Source organism: Actinomadura sp. SCN-SB (genome assembly GCF_043906805.1).
Taxonomy (GTDB): Bacteria; Actinomycetota; Actinomycetes; order Streptosporangiales; family Streptosporangiaceae; genus Spirillospora.
This window is the reverse complement of sequence record NZ_JBIMPP010000024.1, coordinates 1-15,221: the sequence shown is the minus strand read 5'-3', so window position 1 is coordinate 15,221 and position 15,221 is coordinate 1. Positions and strand designations below refer to the sequence as shown.

Below are 15,221 nucleotides of genomic sequence, written 5' to 3'. Positions count from 1 at the left end.
GCGGCGTTCGCGCTGGTCCCGGGCCTGCAACGGCTTTGGGACGGGGTGTCGGGGGACGGCGTGCTAGGGGACGGTGAAGGTGCAGGGCAGCCGCTTGTAGCCGTTGATGAAGCTGGACACCAGCCGGTCGGGCTCGCCGGCGGCGCGGATGTCGGGCAGCCGTGTGAACAGTTCCTTGAACATCACGGTGATCTCGCGGCGGGCCAGGTTGGCGCCCAGGCAGAAGTGCGGTCCCGGGCCGCCGAACCCGACGTGCGGGTTGGGCGAGCGGGTGATGTCGAAGGTGTCGGGGTCGGTGAAGACGCTCTCGTCGCGGTTGGCCGAGTTGTAGAACAGCAGCACCTTGTCGCCCTTGCGGTAGGTGTGGCCGTTCATCTCGTAGTCCTGGGTGAGGTTGCGGCGGAAGGTGATGACGGGGGTGGAGATCCGGATGATCTCCTCCACGGCTCCGGCGATGCGGCCGTCGAAGTCCTCCAGCAGCAGTTCGCGCTGTTCGGGGTTGTCGGTGAACAGTTTCAGGCCGTGCGCGATGGCGGTGCGGGTGGTCTCGTTGCCGGCCACGACCAGCAGCAGGAAGAACGTTCCGAACTCGCGGGCGGTCAGCTTCTCCCCGTCGACGTTGGCGTTCACCAGCGCGGAGGTGAGGTCGCCGGTGTCGCGGCCCATGCGCTCGCGGCCGAGCTTGGCGGCCAGGCGGTGCAGCTCGCGGCTGGCCAGGGCGACCTTGGCCATGCCAAGGCCGGTGCGGATGCGTCCCATCTCGGGGGTGACGCCGGTGTATTCGGGGTCGGCGTTGCCCAGCACGATGTTGGTGAGCCGCAGCACTCTCGGGTAGAGCGTGTCGGGGATGCCGAGCATGTCGCAGATGATCTCGACGGGCAGCCGCGCGGCGACCTTCTCGACGAAGTCGCCGGGGCCGGTGGCGATCAGCTCGTCCACGATCCGCGTGGCGCGGGCCTGCACGTCGTCCTCGGCCTTGGCGAGCATCCGGGGGCTGAACGCGCGGGACACGATCCGGCGGATCTTGGCGTGCCGCGGATCGTCCATGTTGATCATCGAGTTGACGTAGCGCTGCACGAAGGCAGGGGGGTCGATGACCGTGGTGGCGTTGGGCTCGCTGCTGAAGATCTGCGGTTTGCGGCTGGCCTCCAGGACGTCGGCGTGCCGCACCAGCGCCCAGTAGCCGTCGCCGGGTTTGGCGAAGGGGACCTGGGGGTCGGGATACAGGCGCGGTGTGCCCTCGGCGCGCAGCCGGGCGAACGCCTCGGCGCGCTCGTCCAGGGGCCGCATCCAGAAGGTGAGCTCGCTGAGCTTGATGTCGTCGTCTGGCGCGTATTTCGGCATCGCGCCCGTTCGCTGGATCGTCACCGCCGTGTCGCCTTCCGTCGCATTCAGCCCAAGCTTGGATAAGTGTGCGATTACGGTCAATGCTCTGTGACCCACTGCACAGCGAGACGGGGCCGAGGGACGTGTGGCAGGGGCGTGGCCGCGAGGGCCGGCGGTGCCGGTGCGGGGAGGGAGCGGGACAGGCGGCCGGCGCGGGGTCAGGCGTGGAATGGTGTTCCGGTGAGAAACACTGAACTCCTGATGTGGAATCAGACACCACCTGACGGCCCGGCACAGTTCCCGGTAGGTCTCCGATTGAAGTGGTCCGGCACCCCCTATGGCAACCCTTTTTCCGAGCCCGGAAGCCCTACCGGCCTGAGCTCCCGCGGCCTCAGCGGGGCGTGGTGCCGGGGGCGCTGCTGAACAGGCTCGCGTACACGGGACGGTCGCCGTCGGTGACGATCTGCCCGGCCAGGTGCGGCCCGGTGAGGGTGGACAGGCTCAGGCCGAGGTAGCGGTCCTCTTCGACGGCCGTGACGGGCCCGGTGGGGGCGGCGGCGAGCCAGTCGGCGACCTCGGCGATCCGCTCGGCGCGGTCGCGGGCGAGCGCGGCCCGCAGCTCGCCCAGGTCCCCGGCGTCGTAGGGCTCGGCGTCCCGTTCGGGCGCGGGCGGTTCGGCGTGCCAGGCGGCCACGCCGTAGGCGAAGGCGACCAGCGGCGTCCAGACCTCGGCGAAGTACAGCGGGTCGGGTGCCAGTTCCAGGCCGGCGAAGCGCCCGTGGAGGAAGAACAGCGCGCCGAGCTGTCCGGGCTGCAGTTCCAGGCGGCTCTGGAACTGGGTGAGGACGGCGCGGTGCCGCGACAGGATCTGTTCCAGGTGGCCGCGCCGCGGCAGGCCGTAGCGGTGGTTGAGGGCGGCGATGTCGTCCCACAGCTTGGAGTAGGCGTTCAGGCCGCGCAGCTCCAAGGCGCGGGCGCGCAGTTCCAGGGGCAGGATGAAGAACCACTGGTCGCGTTCGCTGAGGTAGCCGCCCTGGCTCTGCTGGACGCAGCAGGCGTCCTCGAACAGGAGTTTCTGCCCGGCGGCCAGGAACGCCGAGCGGCACAGCGCGTGGTTCTGCGCCTGGTCCTGGACGTAGCCGATGTGCAGGGGGATGATCGCCACGCCGCGGTCGGCGCCGTTGCGCAGTTCGACGCGGCCGTAGCCGGGGACGCGGGTGAGCTTGACGCCGGTGCGGGGCGGGACGATGCCGGGGTAGGCGGGTCCGGAGATCGGCACCATGGTCAGGGCGCCGGCGCGCTGCGGGGTGCCCAGGCGGTGCCCGGCGAGGCTGAGCGGGCCGGGCACCAGCGTGTCGAGCGTGGTGAGGTCGCTCATGGGGTGTGTCTCCTCCCCTTCGTGCCCTTCGTGCGGCCGTGTAGTGGGTGCCCCGGGGCCGGCGGCGGCCCCAGGGGTCATGCGTAGGTCGTGCAGGGGTCGTGCAGGGGTCGTGCAGGGGGTCATGCGGCGGCGGCGAGCTGCGCGGCCTCCTGGTCCAGCAGTTCCAGGCGGGTGCGCATGGCGTCGCGCAGCCAGGGTCCGCCCGCGGCGCAGTGCCCGAACATCCAGGGGAGCAGTTCGGCGAAGTCGTCCTGGTGCCAGAAGCCGCGCTGGGGCAGCGCGGGTGCGGGGCGGCGCAGGGACAGGTCGTCGCCGCCGGTGAACATGGCGTGGCAGAACACCACGGGCGTGGTGATCCCGGCGCGCGGCAGGGTGGCCACGACGCGGGCCAGGTCGCCCGGGTAGAGGTTCTCGTACCCGTCGGAGACCACGGCGACCAGGTCGGGTTCGGTGGCCAGGGCGTCCAGGACGCCGGTGGCCAGGTCGGTGGCGCCGCGCGGGGTGCGCTCGTCGCCGCCGACCTCGATGACCTCCAGCCGGTCGCACACCTGCGACAGCACCATGCGCAGCGCCGCGGCCTGCGACAGGACGGCCCATTCGCGGTCGCCGTAGCCGCGCATGGACGCCGAGGCGTCCAGGACCATGGCCACGGTGCCCTCGAAGCGGGGGAAGGCCGCGGCGGCCTCGCCGACGTAGCCGCCCAGCGCGACGTACAGGTCCTCGGCGGGCCCGCCCCGGTACAGGTGGACGAGGGTGGCGGCGATGTCGCCGCGGTTGGTCGGCGTGACCGTCTGCGGGCGTTCCCGCGCGGCGTCCAGGCGCAGCGCCGGCCCCGCGTGGGACTCGAAGTGCGGTCCGGTGGCGCCGGTCCGGGCGGGCGGCGCGGCCCCGTACAGGGCGGCGACGCGGGGCAGGGCGAGGGCGGGCGCGGTGAGGAAGCGCAGCAGGCGGCGCTGCAGGTAGTCCGAGCCGGTGTCGCCGTCGGCGATGCGGCGGGCGCAGCCGCGGGCGGTGGCCTTGCCGAGCGCGTGCTCGAAGCAGTCCAGCAGCGCGGGGCGGCGCGCCGCGATGAGCGCGTCGGCGCGGGGGTGCTCCAGGACGAACCGCAGCGCGGTGCGGGTGGTGTGCTTGTGGTTGGCGCGCAGCCGCCGCAGGGCCAGCAGGACGGTGATGACGTGCGCGGGCGGCAGCGCGAGGGTGAGCACACGGGCGACCTTGGCCAGGGTGGCGCGGGTGTGGTCGCCGAGCCCGGCCTGGGAGGCGGCCAGCACCTGCAGCAGCACCCGGGCACGCTGCCAGGGCGTCACGCCGGGGGCCAGTCCGAGCAGCGCGTACCCCTCGGGGTCGTCGGCGTGGGCGGCGCCGTGGAAGTCGGCGTCGTCCCAGCACAGGGCGCCGCCGCGCGGCAGGGTCAGGGGCCGGGCGTGCGTCTCGAGGTGGGTGAGGAGCGTGGGGGTGTCCATGATTGTCTCGCCTCCGCAATCATGGAGTGTAGGAATCCGCGCGAGCGTCCCGACACTCATTTTCCGCTCGGCGCGCCCGTGTCACCCCGATCGCCCGGCGCGTCCCCTTCTGGCCCCGCCGTCTTCGGCCGCGTAGCCGCCGGGCCCGCGTTCCAGCAGGTCGTGGACGCGTCCGGCGGCGGAGCGAGGACGCCGGGGTGCGGTCAGCGGGCCAGGGCGGTGGCGGGGATCTCCTGGGGCGCGGGGGCGGGGCGTTCGATGACGGCGCGCTGGGCGATGTAGGCGCCGGCCAGCACGACGGCGCCGCCGATGGTCTGGACGAGGGTGAGGCGTTCGCCGAGCGCGGCCCAGGCGATGAGGGTGGCGGCGACCGCCTCGGTGTAGCAGATGGCCCCGGCGACCTGGGCCGACAGGCGCTGCACCCCGGCCACGCCGGTGAGGTAGGCCAGCACGGTGCTGACCAGGATGATCCAGGCGGCCAGCGCCCAGCCGGGCGCGGTGTGCGAGCCGACCTCCACCATGCGGGGCAGCACGTCCCAGGGCAGCGCCCAGGGCGCGGCGACGAGGCTGAGGGCCAGGGCGCCGACGACCAGGCCCACGGCGGTCAGGGCGAGCGGCTCGACCGTCCCCGACAGCCGGTCGACGATGAGGAAGTAGCCGGCCTGGCAGGCGGCGGCGCCCAGCCCCGCGGCCAGGCCCAGCGCGTCCAGCCGCAGCCCGGACCACACCTGCACGACCATCGCCAGGCCCGCCACGGCGACGCCGACGCCGACCGCGGCGGTGCGGTGCACCGGGGCGCGGCGCACCAGCCCGATCCAGGCCAGCACCAGGACGGGCCCGGTGAACTCCAGCAGGATCGCGATGCCCACCGGCAGCCGTGAGGCGGCGATGAAGTAGAACGCCTGGCAGCCGGCCACGCCGGTGAGCCCGAGCAGGGCCAGGCGCGGCAGGTGCGGGCGCGCGGCGCGGAACCGGGCGGCGCCCGCGGCGGGCCCGCGCAGCAGCAGCACCAGCGGCACCAGCACCAGGGCGGCGCCGGTCACCCGCAGCCAGGACGCCTGCAGGGGGCTCATGCCCGCGGTGATGAGGGCCTTGCCGAACGGCCCGGAGGCGCCGAAGGCGATCGAGGAGACGACCGCGAAGGTCAGCCCGGCCGCCCTCACGCGTGCCGCGTCGTTCATGCCGCCCCCTTGCCCGCACGGACCGAGATAAGGAGCATCATGCCATAACGCTCATTACCGATCGAAGGGATATCGGCCGTTCCGCGGGCTTGCGAGGCGTTGCGCCATCGATGCCTGGCCAAACGCCGCGAAGGACTACCATTCGCCTAGTGAACTGGCAGGCGGCCGGGGCGGGACTCGGCGGAACCGGAAGCGGGGCCGGCGGTGACCTCTTCACCGCCGTGGAGGGCAACGTCCGCGAGCTGGTGTCCTCCGCCTGGTGGCGGACCGCGGCGCCGCAGCAGCGCGCCGAGCAGGTCGCGGCGCGGATGCTGTGGGGCTCCAGCGAGTGGTGGCTGTACGGGGCGTGGGGCCGCTGGTACCGGTGCGGCCTGGACGGCAACTGGCACCCCTGTCCCCCGCCGACCACACCCGCCGACCGCGCCGCGGTCGTCCCGGCGCCGCGCGGCGCGGGCACGCCGCCGATACCTCCGCAGCTGTTCCCGACCGGGCCGGACCTGGCGGCGGGACGGGTCGCCTCGCTGGGGTTCCTCGGCCCGGCGCCCGAGACCTCCGTGGTGGCGCGCATCCAGCAGGCCCTGACGACCGCGTGGGCGGTGAACCCGGCGCAGTTCGCCCAGCAGGACCCGATGTTCCAGCCGGGCACGCCCAGCACGGTCGCCGCGGCGTGGGGCGCGCTGCTGTGGTGCGCGGGCTCCCCCGTGGTCCTGATCGAGCATCCGCTGATCGAGTCGTTCATCCCGTTCCTGACCACCCCGGCCGAGCGGCTGCACTGGATGATGCCGCCCGACTTCGGCACGCTGGCCGGGTACTACATCAACCGGCTGCTGGCCGGCGACGGCGGCGGCGCGGCCCACATCGCCCGGGTGATGTACGAGGTCGCGGCGGGGTTGCAGGCCGACGCGCGGTTCCGTCCCGGCGCCGACGCGCTGGCCGCGGTGACGGCGGCCTCGCTGCGGCTGATCCAGCAGGACATCGCCACGGCGCGCTACGGCCCGGCCGCGGTGCTCCAGGAATGGCGGCGCCGGTGCCCCGCCGAGTACGCCACCCCGATGGTGCGCGACGCCGCGCCCGGCGAGTACCTGCGCCTGGCCCTGTACGACCTTCAGCAGCAGGTGGCGGCGCTGACGGGGGTGCGCACGGTCACCGGCGGCCGCCCGCACGACGAGGTGCGCCGCGCCGGGGTGGCGGTGCTGGCCGCCGACCTGCAGGCCGCGCCGGGCGCGCTGCCGGCGCTGCAGCGCTGGCTGGACCCCGACAGCGCCCGCACCCTGCACACCGTGCTGACCGACGCGGCGCATCCGCTGCGGGACCTGTGGCCGCGGGACGGCCGGCTGCCCGACCCGCTGCGCACCGACGACGCCGACGCCCTGGCGGCGCTGCTGGCCACCACCTACACCGTCGGCCTGACCTGGTGCCGGCTGGCGCAGGTCCCGCCGCCCGCGACGGGGTTCGCGCTGCCGCAGGCGATCGCCGCGGAGCTGACCGGGCCGGCGATGCACACCCCGCCGTCCACCGACGAGCTGAGCGCCTGGGACATCATCAAGGCGGCCCGCGAGCACCTGGCCTCCGAACGGGACTCCTCCGGACGCGACGCGGCCCCGTCGCCCGGCGCGGCGCCGGACCAGCCGGTGGCTCCGGTCCCGCCCCCGTCCCCGCCCGGCGACGCCCCGGGAAGCCCCGGCGATCCGGGGGGCGCCGCCGCGCAGCCGTGGGCGCAGTCACCGCCGCAGTCGCCGCCGCCGTCCCCGTCCGGTCCCCCTCCGGGGGCGCCGCAGGGCGCGCCCGCTCCGCCGCCGCAGGGCATCCCCGGCGCCGTTCCCGAGGGCGTGCCGGGCGCGGTGCCCGAGGGCCTGCCCGGGGCGCCGGAAGGCGCGCCGGCAGGTGCGGCGGCCGCGTCCCCGGACGCGTTCGCGCAGCCGCCACGGCAGTCCGCGCCCGGCGCGGCGATCCCGCCGCCTCCCCCGCCGCCGGCCCCGGCGTGGTCGGCGGACGCGCCCGAGGGGCCGCAGGCCGAGGCGCGGCCGGACCCGCAGGCGGGCAGGGGCGTGGGCTCGGGCACGGCACCGCCGTGGCCCGCCGACCCCTCGGTCACCCACATGGACCCCGACCCGATGGACGACATCGACCCGTTCGGCGACGACGCGCCCGCCACGAGGGTCGAGCGCGGGGGAAGGCACGGCCGCGCCCAGCCCGGCCCGCCCGTGCCGCCCGCTCCCGGCGCGGTGGACGGGCCGTCGCTGCCGCCGCCGCCCGCGCCGGTGCCCGAGCCCCCGCCGCCGATGCCGCCCGCGCCCGACCCCGGTCCCAGCCCGCAGATCGTCGAGTCGTACGGGATCCGCTTCCTGTGCGGCGCCGACGACATCGAGCGGGTGGTCACCGAGGTGCGGCGCCGCGGCAAGTGGGCCAAGCGGCTGCGCGGCAACGAGGTGTCCAGCGCGTCGGTCCCGGCGCTGCTGCTGATCGGCGCGCCCTCCAGCGGGCAGCGCAGGGTGGCGCGGATGGTGGCGCGCGCCCTGGCCGAGGTGGAGGTCTCCAGCGGCGAGGTGCACGGCATGCACGCCGACGACCTGCGCGACTCGGGCCCCGACGGGCTGCGCGCGGCGCTGGACGAGCACGCGGGCCACGTGCTGCTGCTGCAAGGGCTGGACACGCTCATCCTCGACCACCCGCAGGGCGCGGCGTTCGCCTCCGCGCTGTACCGGGCGCGGCTGGAGGGCGTCAGCGACACCGCGCTGCTGGGCACCTGCGAGCCCGAGCGGGTGGGCGAGCTGTCGGCGGCCTCACCGGAGCTGGTGACCGACCTGCGCGCCGTCCGGCTGCCCGACCTGGGCGATCCGCGGCTGCGGCACGCGCTGCTGGCGCTGCTGGCCGAGGAGCGGCGGCTGACGCTGGACGCCGGCGCGTGGAGGGTCGCCGACCGCGACCTGGCGATGCTGCACCCGATCGGCCGCCTGACCGGCGCGCGGCTGGTGGAGGCGTACCTCGACCGCGCCGCCACCCGCCGGCTGGGACGCGCGGAGGCCACCCAGGCGATCGGCGCGGCCGAGACGCTGGCGCTGACCGCCGGCGACTTCGAGGGCGTCGCCGCCGAACTGACCTGACCCGCACCCGGGCGATGCGGTGGTGACGCCGTGTTCTCCCGCGGCGCATCGGTTGTCACGGTGAGTGAGGAGTTGTGTCGTTGCCCGCATAATGTCGGTGGGCCGCGCGACCATGGGAGCGTGAATCGCGTGGACCGGTTGCTGGCGCTGGTCGCCGAGCTGCGCTCGTCCTCCCCCGAGCCGCTCACCGCCGAGGAACTGGCCGAGCGGCTGCGGGTGAGCGCCCGCACGGTGCGCCGCGACCTGGAGCTGCTGACCCATGGCGGGCTGCCGGTGTCGGCGGAGCGGGGCCGCGGGTACGTCCTGCCGCCGGACGCGCCGCCCGCCCCGCTGTCGGAGGCGGCGTCACTGGTCGGCCCGGTGCGCGACACCCTGGCCGAGGCGGTGCGCACGCGGCGGGTCGTCCGCCTGGCCTACACCGACCAGTCCGGCAGCCGCAGCCTCCGCGACGTGGAGGCGCACGGCCTGGTCATCGCGCCCTACGCCGAATACCTGGTGGGGTGGTGCCGGATGCGCGACGGGCCGCGCATGTTCCGCCTGGACCGGGTCGGCGCGGCCTACCTGTCGGGGCGGGCCACGGGCATGCGCGATCTGGACGACCTGCTGGCGGCGCTGCGGGTGCCGGTGCCCAAGCCCCCGGCCGAGCCGGGCCCGCGCGGCCCGGCGGGCGCGGCCCGCGCGCGGGCGTGGACGCTGGACCGGCTGGAGTACGTCCGCACGCGGCTGCGGGACGCGGCCGCGGAGGTGCGGGCCGGGCGCGGGGGCGCGGCGGCGCTGCGCGGCGTGCTGGGGCATCTGGCGGAGTGGACGCGCTGGCAGATCGCGGCGGTGCGGGCGGAGGCGACCGGTGACCCGCCGGTGTACGACGGGCGCCGCCCCGAGCTGCCGGCGGGGTTCGAGGGCGAGACGTCCTACGACACCAGGGAACGGATGATCCAGGACGCGATGGCGCTGCGCTCCCTGGGCGAGCTGGCCCGCGACCTGCGGGAGGTGCTGGAGGCCGCCGGGCACTGGTGCGCCGAGTCCGACGACGCGCTGTGGGAGGGCGCCTATCCCGAGCCGTCCCCGTCGGGGCCGCCCGGCCCGCCGCGCCCGCTGGCCGACCTGCTGGCGGGCTGGCGCAGCCCGCTGGCGCACATCGAATGGCATCTGGACCGGCTGACCGACGAGCCACCGGTGACCGCCGTCCTGGACGGTGACGACGAGGAGATCTGGCTGACGGACCGCTGCCCCCTCCAGGTGTAGACGGGGGCGCGCGGGTCCGCCGGGGTCATCTCGCGGGTGCGTGCCGTGGGCGGGTGTCCGTGCGGGACGGGCTCAGGGTGGTGTGCGTGCGCGTGCTCGGGGGGCTGGCTCGGGGGCTGTTCGGGGCTGGGAGGGGCGGTTTCGAGGGGGCGTTCCTTGGTGGCTCGCCGGGTGGCTCGGGTGGTGCGGTTCAGGGGGTGAGGGGCTGGGGGCCTGTGGTCGATGCCGATGTGGATCCGGCCGCGGTGGCGGTCGTGGGTGCGGGTGTGGCGGGGTCGTGGCCGTTCACCGAGCGGAGGGTCCGGGAGAACCACACGGTCTTGCCGTGGCCTTCGGGGCGGCTGCCGAAGGCGGAGGCGAGGGCGCCGACGAGGAGGAGGCCGCGGCCGTCCTCGGCCCAGTCCAGGACGCCGGGGCCGCGGCCGGGGGGCGCGGGCGTGACCGGGTTGTCGTCGCCGACCTCGGCGGTGAGCCTGGCCTCGTCCGGCAGCAGCCGCAGGCGCAGCCGCACCCGGCCGCTGCCGTGCAGGATCGCGTTGGTGACCAGTTCGTCGACCATCAGCACGATGTCGTCCACGTCCCCCTGGTCGGGCACGCGCCATTCGCGCAGCGCGGCGCCGGTCAGGGCGCGCGCGGTGGCGGCGCTTGCGGTCTCGGCGGGCAGGTCCCAGAGGGCGACGCGTTCCTCCCGCGGCCCCCGTCCCTCGGCTCCAAGCCCATTCGCACTCAATGCCCCGTCTCCTCATCTCTACTGTTCCCGCAGGTCAGCGCTCTACAGCCATGTTTCCCGGCCTGCGTCGCGCGATAGGGCCCCATCCGCAGATCTGGCCGGACCGAAAGTTCCCCGTGCCGGTGGTGGTGAGGGTGATCAGACCCCGCCGTTCCGGCCTTCCCCGCGGCCCGGGACGGCGCCTTGCGGGCGCCGTCCGCGCAGATCCGGGACGGGGTCGTGGCATTTCCCCGCGTCCTTGTACCAATGTGGACGCATCCGTGTGGAAGGGGGAGCACCGGCTCAGGTCGCCGTCACCCCGGGGCTAGGTGATCGGTGACACATGGTCAGATCGGGAATGAGCAGGGGGTGGTTGCCGTTAAGGTGGACGGTGTCGGTGTGGCATGTGTCCCCCGGGCTCTACCCTTTGCCTTCGAGGAATACCGCCGGGCCTCGCGGTCCGTGGCTGGAACCTCGTTGTGCCTTTCGCCGTGAGGCGACCACCACACCGGCCTGAACGCCGATGCCCCGGCCCGATCAGTGATCGGGCCGGGGCATCGGCGTTCTTTCGCTGTGCCGTGCCGGCGCGGCGAGGCACGTTCAGAACCCGGGGGCACGTGCGGCGCGCACACGCCCCCGGGTCGCGGTCAGGGTTGTCGCTGGTGGCGCTAGGAGAAGGCGCTCAGGACGGCGGTGGCGACGCCCACCGCCAAGGCGGTCACCACGACGGCCGCCGCGATGATCTTCACGCGGCGGCGGGGCCTCGCGTCCCGCGCGCGGGACGCGGGACGGCCGAACTTCTCCAGACGATGGGCCAGCCGCGGGTCGTCCTCGCTCAGGTGGATCTCGATCTGTGCGAGGATCCGCCGCTCCTCCATCGACAGCGCCATGCTCGTACCTCCGGGGGGGTCACCTGCCTGGTTCCTCCCCCCGGACCAAGATCATTATCCCCCGGTGACGGTCGCGCCGCGCGCGGGCGCGCTCTCGCGGTGGGTGCGGTCGAGCGCGGTGACGTAATAGGTGTAGGTCTTCCCGCTCCTGGCGCCCGGGTCGATGATGCCGCCGCCGCGCACGGTGGCGATGAGCGCGCCGGGGTCGACCGGGGCGCAGGCGGGCTTGCGCCCGGCGACCCGGTACACGGCGTAGGCGGTGCTGCCCCGGGACGGGCGCCACTGCACCTCCACGCCCTTGCCGCCGCCCTCGGCGGTGGCGCTCACATCCCCCGCGGGCATGGGCGCGCGGCCGCCCTTGGCGACGGGCGGGATCGCGGGGCGCTGGTAGTGGTCGTCGCGCAGCTTCTGGGCGAAGCCGCGGGTGTTGGCGGCCAGGCTGGAGGCGCTGAAGTAGACGTCGCCGCGCACCTGCGGGTACCGCTTGTTGAAGGCCAGGTGCCGCGACAGCTCGGCGGGGTCGCGCCAGGTGGCGTCGCTGCCCACGCGGTAGGCGGCCTGCCCGATGGTCAGCTGCACGCCGGTGCCCTTGACCTGGTCGGACCACCACCTGACCAGGGTGGTGTAGGAGGCGCGGGGGTCGTTCATCGACCAGTACAGCTGCGGGGTGATGTAGTCGACCCAGCCCTCCTTGACCCATTTGCGGGTGTCGGCGTACTGGTCGTCGTAGCTTTGCAGCGCCCTGGTGTCGGACCCGGCGGGGTCGGAGGTCTTGTTGCGCCACACCCCGAACGGGCTGATGCCGAACCGCACCCACGGCTTGGCCTGGTGGATCTTCTGCGACAGGCTCCGCACGAGGGTGTCGACGTTGCCGCGGCGCCACTCGGCCAGGCTCTTGCCTTTGCCGTACGCCTTGTAGGTGGCCTGGTCGGGGTACCTGCCGCCCTCGGGGTAGGGGTAGAAGTAGTCGTCGAAGTGCACCGCGTCGATGTCGTACTTGCGCACCACGTCCATGACCGCGTTGGTGGCCAGTTCGCGCACCTGCGGCACCCCCGGGTCGTACCACAGTCCACTGCCGTACTTGCGGACCCATTCGGGGTGCCGGCGGGCGGGGCTGTCGGCGGGGAGCTTGCTCAGGTCGGCCTGGCGGCTGATGCGGTACGGGTTGAACCAGGCGTGGAACTCCAGGTTGCGCTTGTGCGCTTCGGCGAGCATGAACTCCAGCACGTCGTAGCCGGGGTCCTTGCCGGCCTTGCCGGTGATCCACTGTGACCACGGCTCGTAGGGGGAGTCGTAGAAGGCGTCGGAGTTGGGGCGGATCTGCACGACGACGGCGTTGAGGTTCATCGCCTTGGCGGTGTCCATCAGCTTGCGGAAGGACGCCTGCTGGCGCTCCTTGCCGCCGCGGTCACCGGGCTTGGGCCAGTCGGCGCCCCCGACGGTGGCGATCCACATGGCGCGCAGCTGGCGATGCGCGGAGTCGCCGGGCGCCTTCACCGCGGGGCATTCGCCCTTGGCGCCGGGCGGCATCGCCTCCTGGGCGCCGTTCTCCCCGGTGGCGGGGAGGCACGCCGTCAGCGTCGTCGCGGCGAGAGCCGCCGCCCCCACCCTGGTGATGATCTTCGTTGGCGAAGTCATGATGCGCCATTGTTACGCACGGGCCGGCATGGTTCGCGCGTAACGGTGGCCGTCCCTCCGGTCGCTTGTGGTAAAGGATTCGCCGCCCGAGGCGGTTCCTGCCTCCAACGCCTCCGCCTGCGACATCCTTCCCGCCATTTGCGATCATCGAACACGCGTTCTATCGTTTCGGTGTTCGAAAAGGGGGATCGGGGTGCGCTGGGACCATCTGCGGCTGGCCGAGGGGGACGGCGACGGGGCCGCGGGTCCCGCCCTCCCGCTGATCGAGCGGGGCGCGGTGGCGCGGACGTTCGACACCCCCGAGTTCCGCGGGATGACCTTCTACGAGATCCACGCCAGGACGATCATCAACAAGGTGCCCGCGTCCTCCCGGGTGCCGTTCCGGTGGACGATCAACCCCTACCGGGGGTGCTCGCACGCCTGCTCGTACTGCCTGGACGGCGACACGCCGGTCCTGGCCGCCGACGGCCGCACCGTACCGCTGCGCGACCTGCGTCCCGGCGACGCGATCTACGGCACCGGCCCGGGACGCCGCCGCCTCGTGGCGACCCGCGTGCTGGACCACTGGCGCACCCGCAAGCCCGCCTACCGGGTCCGGCTCGCTGACGGCACCGCCCTGACCGCCAGCGCCGACCACCGGTTCCTGACCGGGCGCGGCTGGTGCCACGTCGCCGCCCACACCGGCGAACCCGCCCCCTCCCCCGCCGCCGGTGACCGGTCCGTGCTGCGCCCCGGCGACGTGCTGATCGGGATGGGCGGCGGCTTCGCCGAGCCACCCAAGCACGACGACGACTACCGCCGCGGCTACCTGCACGCCCTCGCGCAGGCCGCACCCCCGGAAACCCGCGGGCTGGAGAGCGCGGCGCGCCGCCGCGCACGCCGCTTCCTCGACTTCCTCGACGAGCCGCCCGCCCAGGATGCGGGCCCGCCCGGCGACACCTGGCCCGCCCCGGCACCGGAGGGGTGGCTGAAGGGCTTCCTGGCGGGCTGCTGGGACGCGGGCCTGGAGCTGGAGGGCGGCCCCCGTCCCGGCTCGCCGCCGGCCGCGCGCGCCGGTGAGGCCCTGCGCCGGCTGGGCCTGACCGGCGCGGCACGGCTGCGGCTCCTGCACGCCCTGGACCCCGCGTCCACGCGCGGGGCCGCCGATGCCCTGGAGGGAACGCGGGTACGGCCCGCGGAGGGGACGCGGGTGGTGTCGGTCCAGGCTTTGGGCGTGGAGGTGGACCTGTACGACATCACCACCGGGACCGGGGACTTCATCGCCGGCGGCGTGGTGTCGCACAACTGTTTCGCCCGCAAGACGCACGAATACCTGGATCTGGACTCGGGCGCCGACTTCGACTCCAAGATCGTGGTGAAGGTGAACGCGGCCGAGCGGGTCCGGCGGGAGCTGGCGGCGCCGCGGTGGCGGGGCGAGCACATCGCGATGGGCACCAACGTGGACTGCTACCAGCGCGCCGAGGGCCGCTACCGGCTGATGCCGGGGATCTTGGAGGCGCTGCGGGACGCGGCCAACCCGTTCTCGATCCTGACCAAGGGCGCGCTGATCCTGCGGGATCTGCCGCTGCTGCTCGAGGCGGCCGAGCGCACCGAGGTGAGCACGGCGGTGTCGGCGGCGTTCGTGGACCGTGACCTGTGGCGGCTGGTGGAGCCGGGCACACCGGCGCCGGGCAGGCGGCTGGAGGTGTGCGCCGCGCTGAACGAGGCGGGGATCGGGTGCGCGGTGCTGATGGGCCCGGTGCTGCCGTATCTGACCGACACGCCCGCGCAGCTGGAGGCGGCGGTGAAGCAGATCGCCGAGGCGGGCGCCACATCGGTCACCCCGATCACGCTGCACCTGCGTCCCGGGGCGCGCGAGTGGTACCTGTCGTGGCTGCGCGAGCACTACCCGGAACTGATCGTCCCGTACGCGCGCCTGTACGCCCGTGGCGCATACGCGCCGCGGGCCTACCAGGACCGCATCGCCGCGCAGGTACGCGAACTGGCCGCCAAGTACGGCGTGGGCCGCTCCTCCCACCACCGCGGCACCCGAAGGCGCACCGGCCCGCGAGCTCCCGCCACCGCGCGAACCCCGCCCCGCCCCGTCCCCGAGCAACTCACCCTGCCCACCTGACCCCTCACGTGAGGCGCCCCGCACGCTGCTCACGCTGCCTGCCCGCTACAGGCCCCTGCCCGCCTCGTCTCCATGCGTACGCCCTCACCTCGCAGCGCCTACCTGCGCGCCGCCAGCCAGATGACGCGGCCACCCTCGTGCGGCTTTTGCCTTCGTGAGTTCCGGCCCACA

At 74.4% G+C, this 15,221-nt stretch carries 10 protein-coding genes; 3 read left to right on the top strand and 7 right to left on the bottom strand.

Annotation, left to right across the window (positions count from 1 at the left end):
* Positions 1-63 precede the first annotated feature (63 nt).
* The 4 genes from ACGWYJ_RS17475 to ACGWYJ_RS17460 all read right to left on the bottom strand — a co-directional run bounded on the left by ACGWYJ_RS17475 (position 64) and on the right by ACGWYJ_RS17460 (position 5,351).
* Entirely contained in the window at positions 64-1,344 is a 1,281-nt protein-coding gene (locus ACGWYJ_RS17475) for a cytochrome P450 (RefSeq protein ID WP_395107170.1), read from the bottom strand.
* A gap of 373 nt (positions 1,345-1,717) precedes the next feature.
* The gene (locus ACGWYJ_RS17470) at positions 1,718-2,704 is read right to left on the bottom strand and encodes an ARPP-1 family domain-containing protein (protein WP_395107057.1); all 987 of its coding nucleotides are present in this window, start codon (positions 2,702-2,704) and stop codon (positions 1,718-1,720) included.
* A 122-nt stretch (positions 2,705-2,826) separates the two neighbouring features.
* Complete coding sequence (locus ACGWYJ_RS17465) at positions 2,827-4,170, bottom strand: hypothetical protein (protein WP_395107055.1); 1,344 nt, start codon at positions 4,168-4,170, stop codon at positions 2,827-2,829.
* Between the two features lie 203 nt (positions 4,171-4,373).
* Positions 4,374-5,351 (bottom strand): EamA family transporter, encoded by a 978-nt coding sequence (locus ACGWYJ_RS17460; RefSeq protein WP_395107054.1) that lies wholly within the window; start codon positions 5,349-5,351, stop codon positions 4,374-4,376.
* Positions 5,352-5,500: 149 nt separating this feature from the next.
* Between ACGWYJ_RS17460 and ACGWYJ_RS17455 the strand changes: the two genes are divergently transcribed.
* Positions 5,501-8,455, top strand: coding sequence for a hypothetical protein (locus ACGWYJ_RS17455; RefSeq protein ID WP_395107052.1), 2,955 nt, complete (start codon positions 5,501-5,503; stop codon positions 8,453-8,455).
* Between the two features lie 120 nt (positions 8,456-8,575).
* A complete protein-coding gene (locus ACGWYJ_RS17450; protein ID WP_395107050.1) occupies positions 8,576-9,700 on the top strand; it encodes a helix-turn-helix transcriptional regulator in 1,125 nt (374 codons plus the stop codon).
* 190 nt (positions 9,701-9,890) lie between these two features.
* Here the strand turns inward: ACGWYJ_RS17450 and ACGWYJ_RS17445 are convergent, their stop codons facing one another.
* From ACGWYJ_RS17445 to ACGWYJ_RS17435, 3 genes are all read right to left on the bottom strand, one after another.
* On the bottom strand, positions 9,891-10,430 hold the full coding sequence (locus ACGWYJ_RS17445; protein ID WP_395107049.1) for an ATP-binding protein: 540 nt from the start codon (positions 10,428-10,430) through the stop codon (positions 9,891-9,893).
* Positions 10,431-11,077: 647 nt separating this feature from the next.
* Entirely contained in the window at positions 11,078-11,299 is a 222-nt protein-coding gene (locus ACGWYJ_RS17440) for a DUF3040 domain-containing protein (RefSeq protein WP_395107046.1), read from the bottom strand.
* Positions 11,300-11,353: 54 nt separating this feature from the next.
* Positions 11,354-12,937 carry a glycoside hydrolase family 10 protein gene (locus tag ACGWYJ_RS17435; RefSeq protein WP_395107045.1) on the bottom strand — a complete coding sequence of 528 codons (1,584 nt, stop codon included), beginning with the start codon at positions 12,935-12,937 and terminating at the stop codon, positions 11,354-11,356.
* Positions 12,938-13,130: 193 nt separating this feature from the next.
* On the opposite strand from ACGWYJ_RS17435, the gene ACGWYJ_RS17430 reads away from it, so the two are divergent.
* Positions 13,131-15,050, top strand: coding sequence for an intein-containing Rv2578c family radical SAM protein (locus ACGWYJ_RS17430; RefSeq protein WP_395107042.1), 1,920 nt, complete (start codon positions 13,131-13,133; stop codon positions 15,048-15,050).
* Positions 15,051-15,221: the final 171 nt, after the last annotated feature.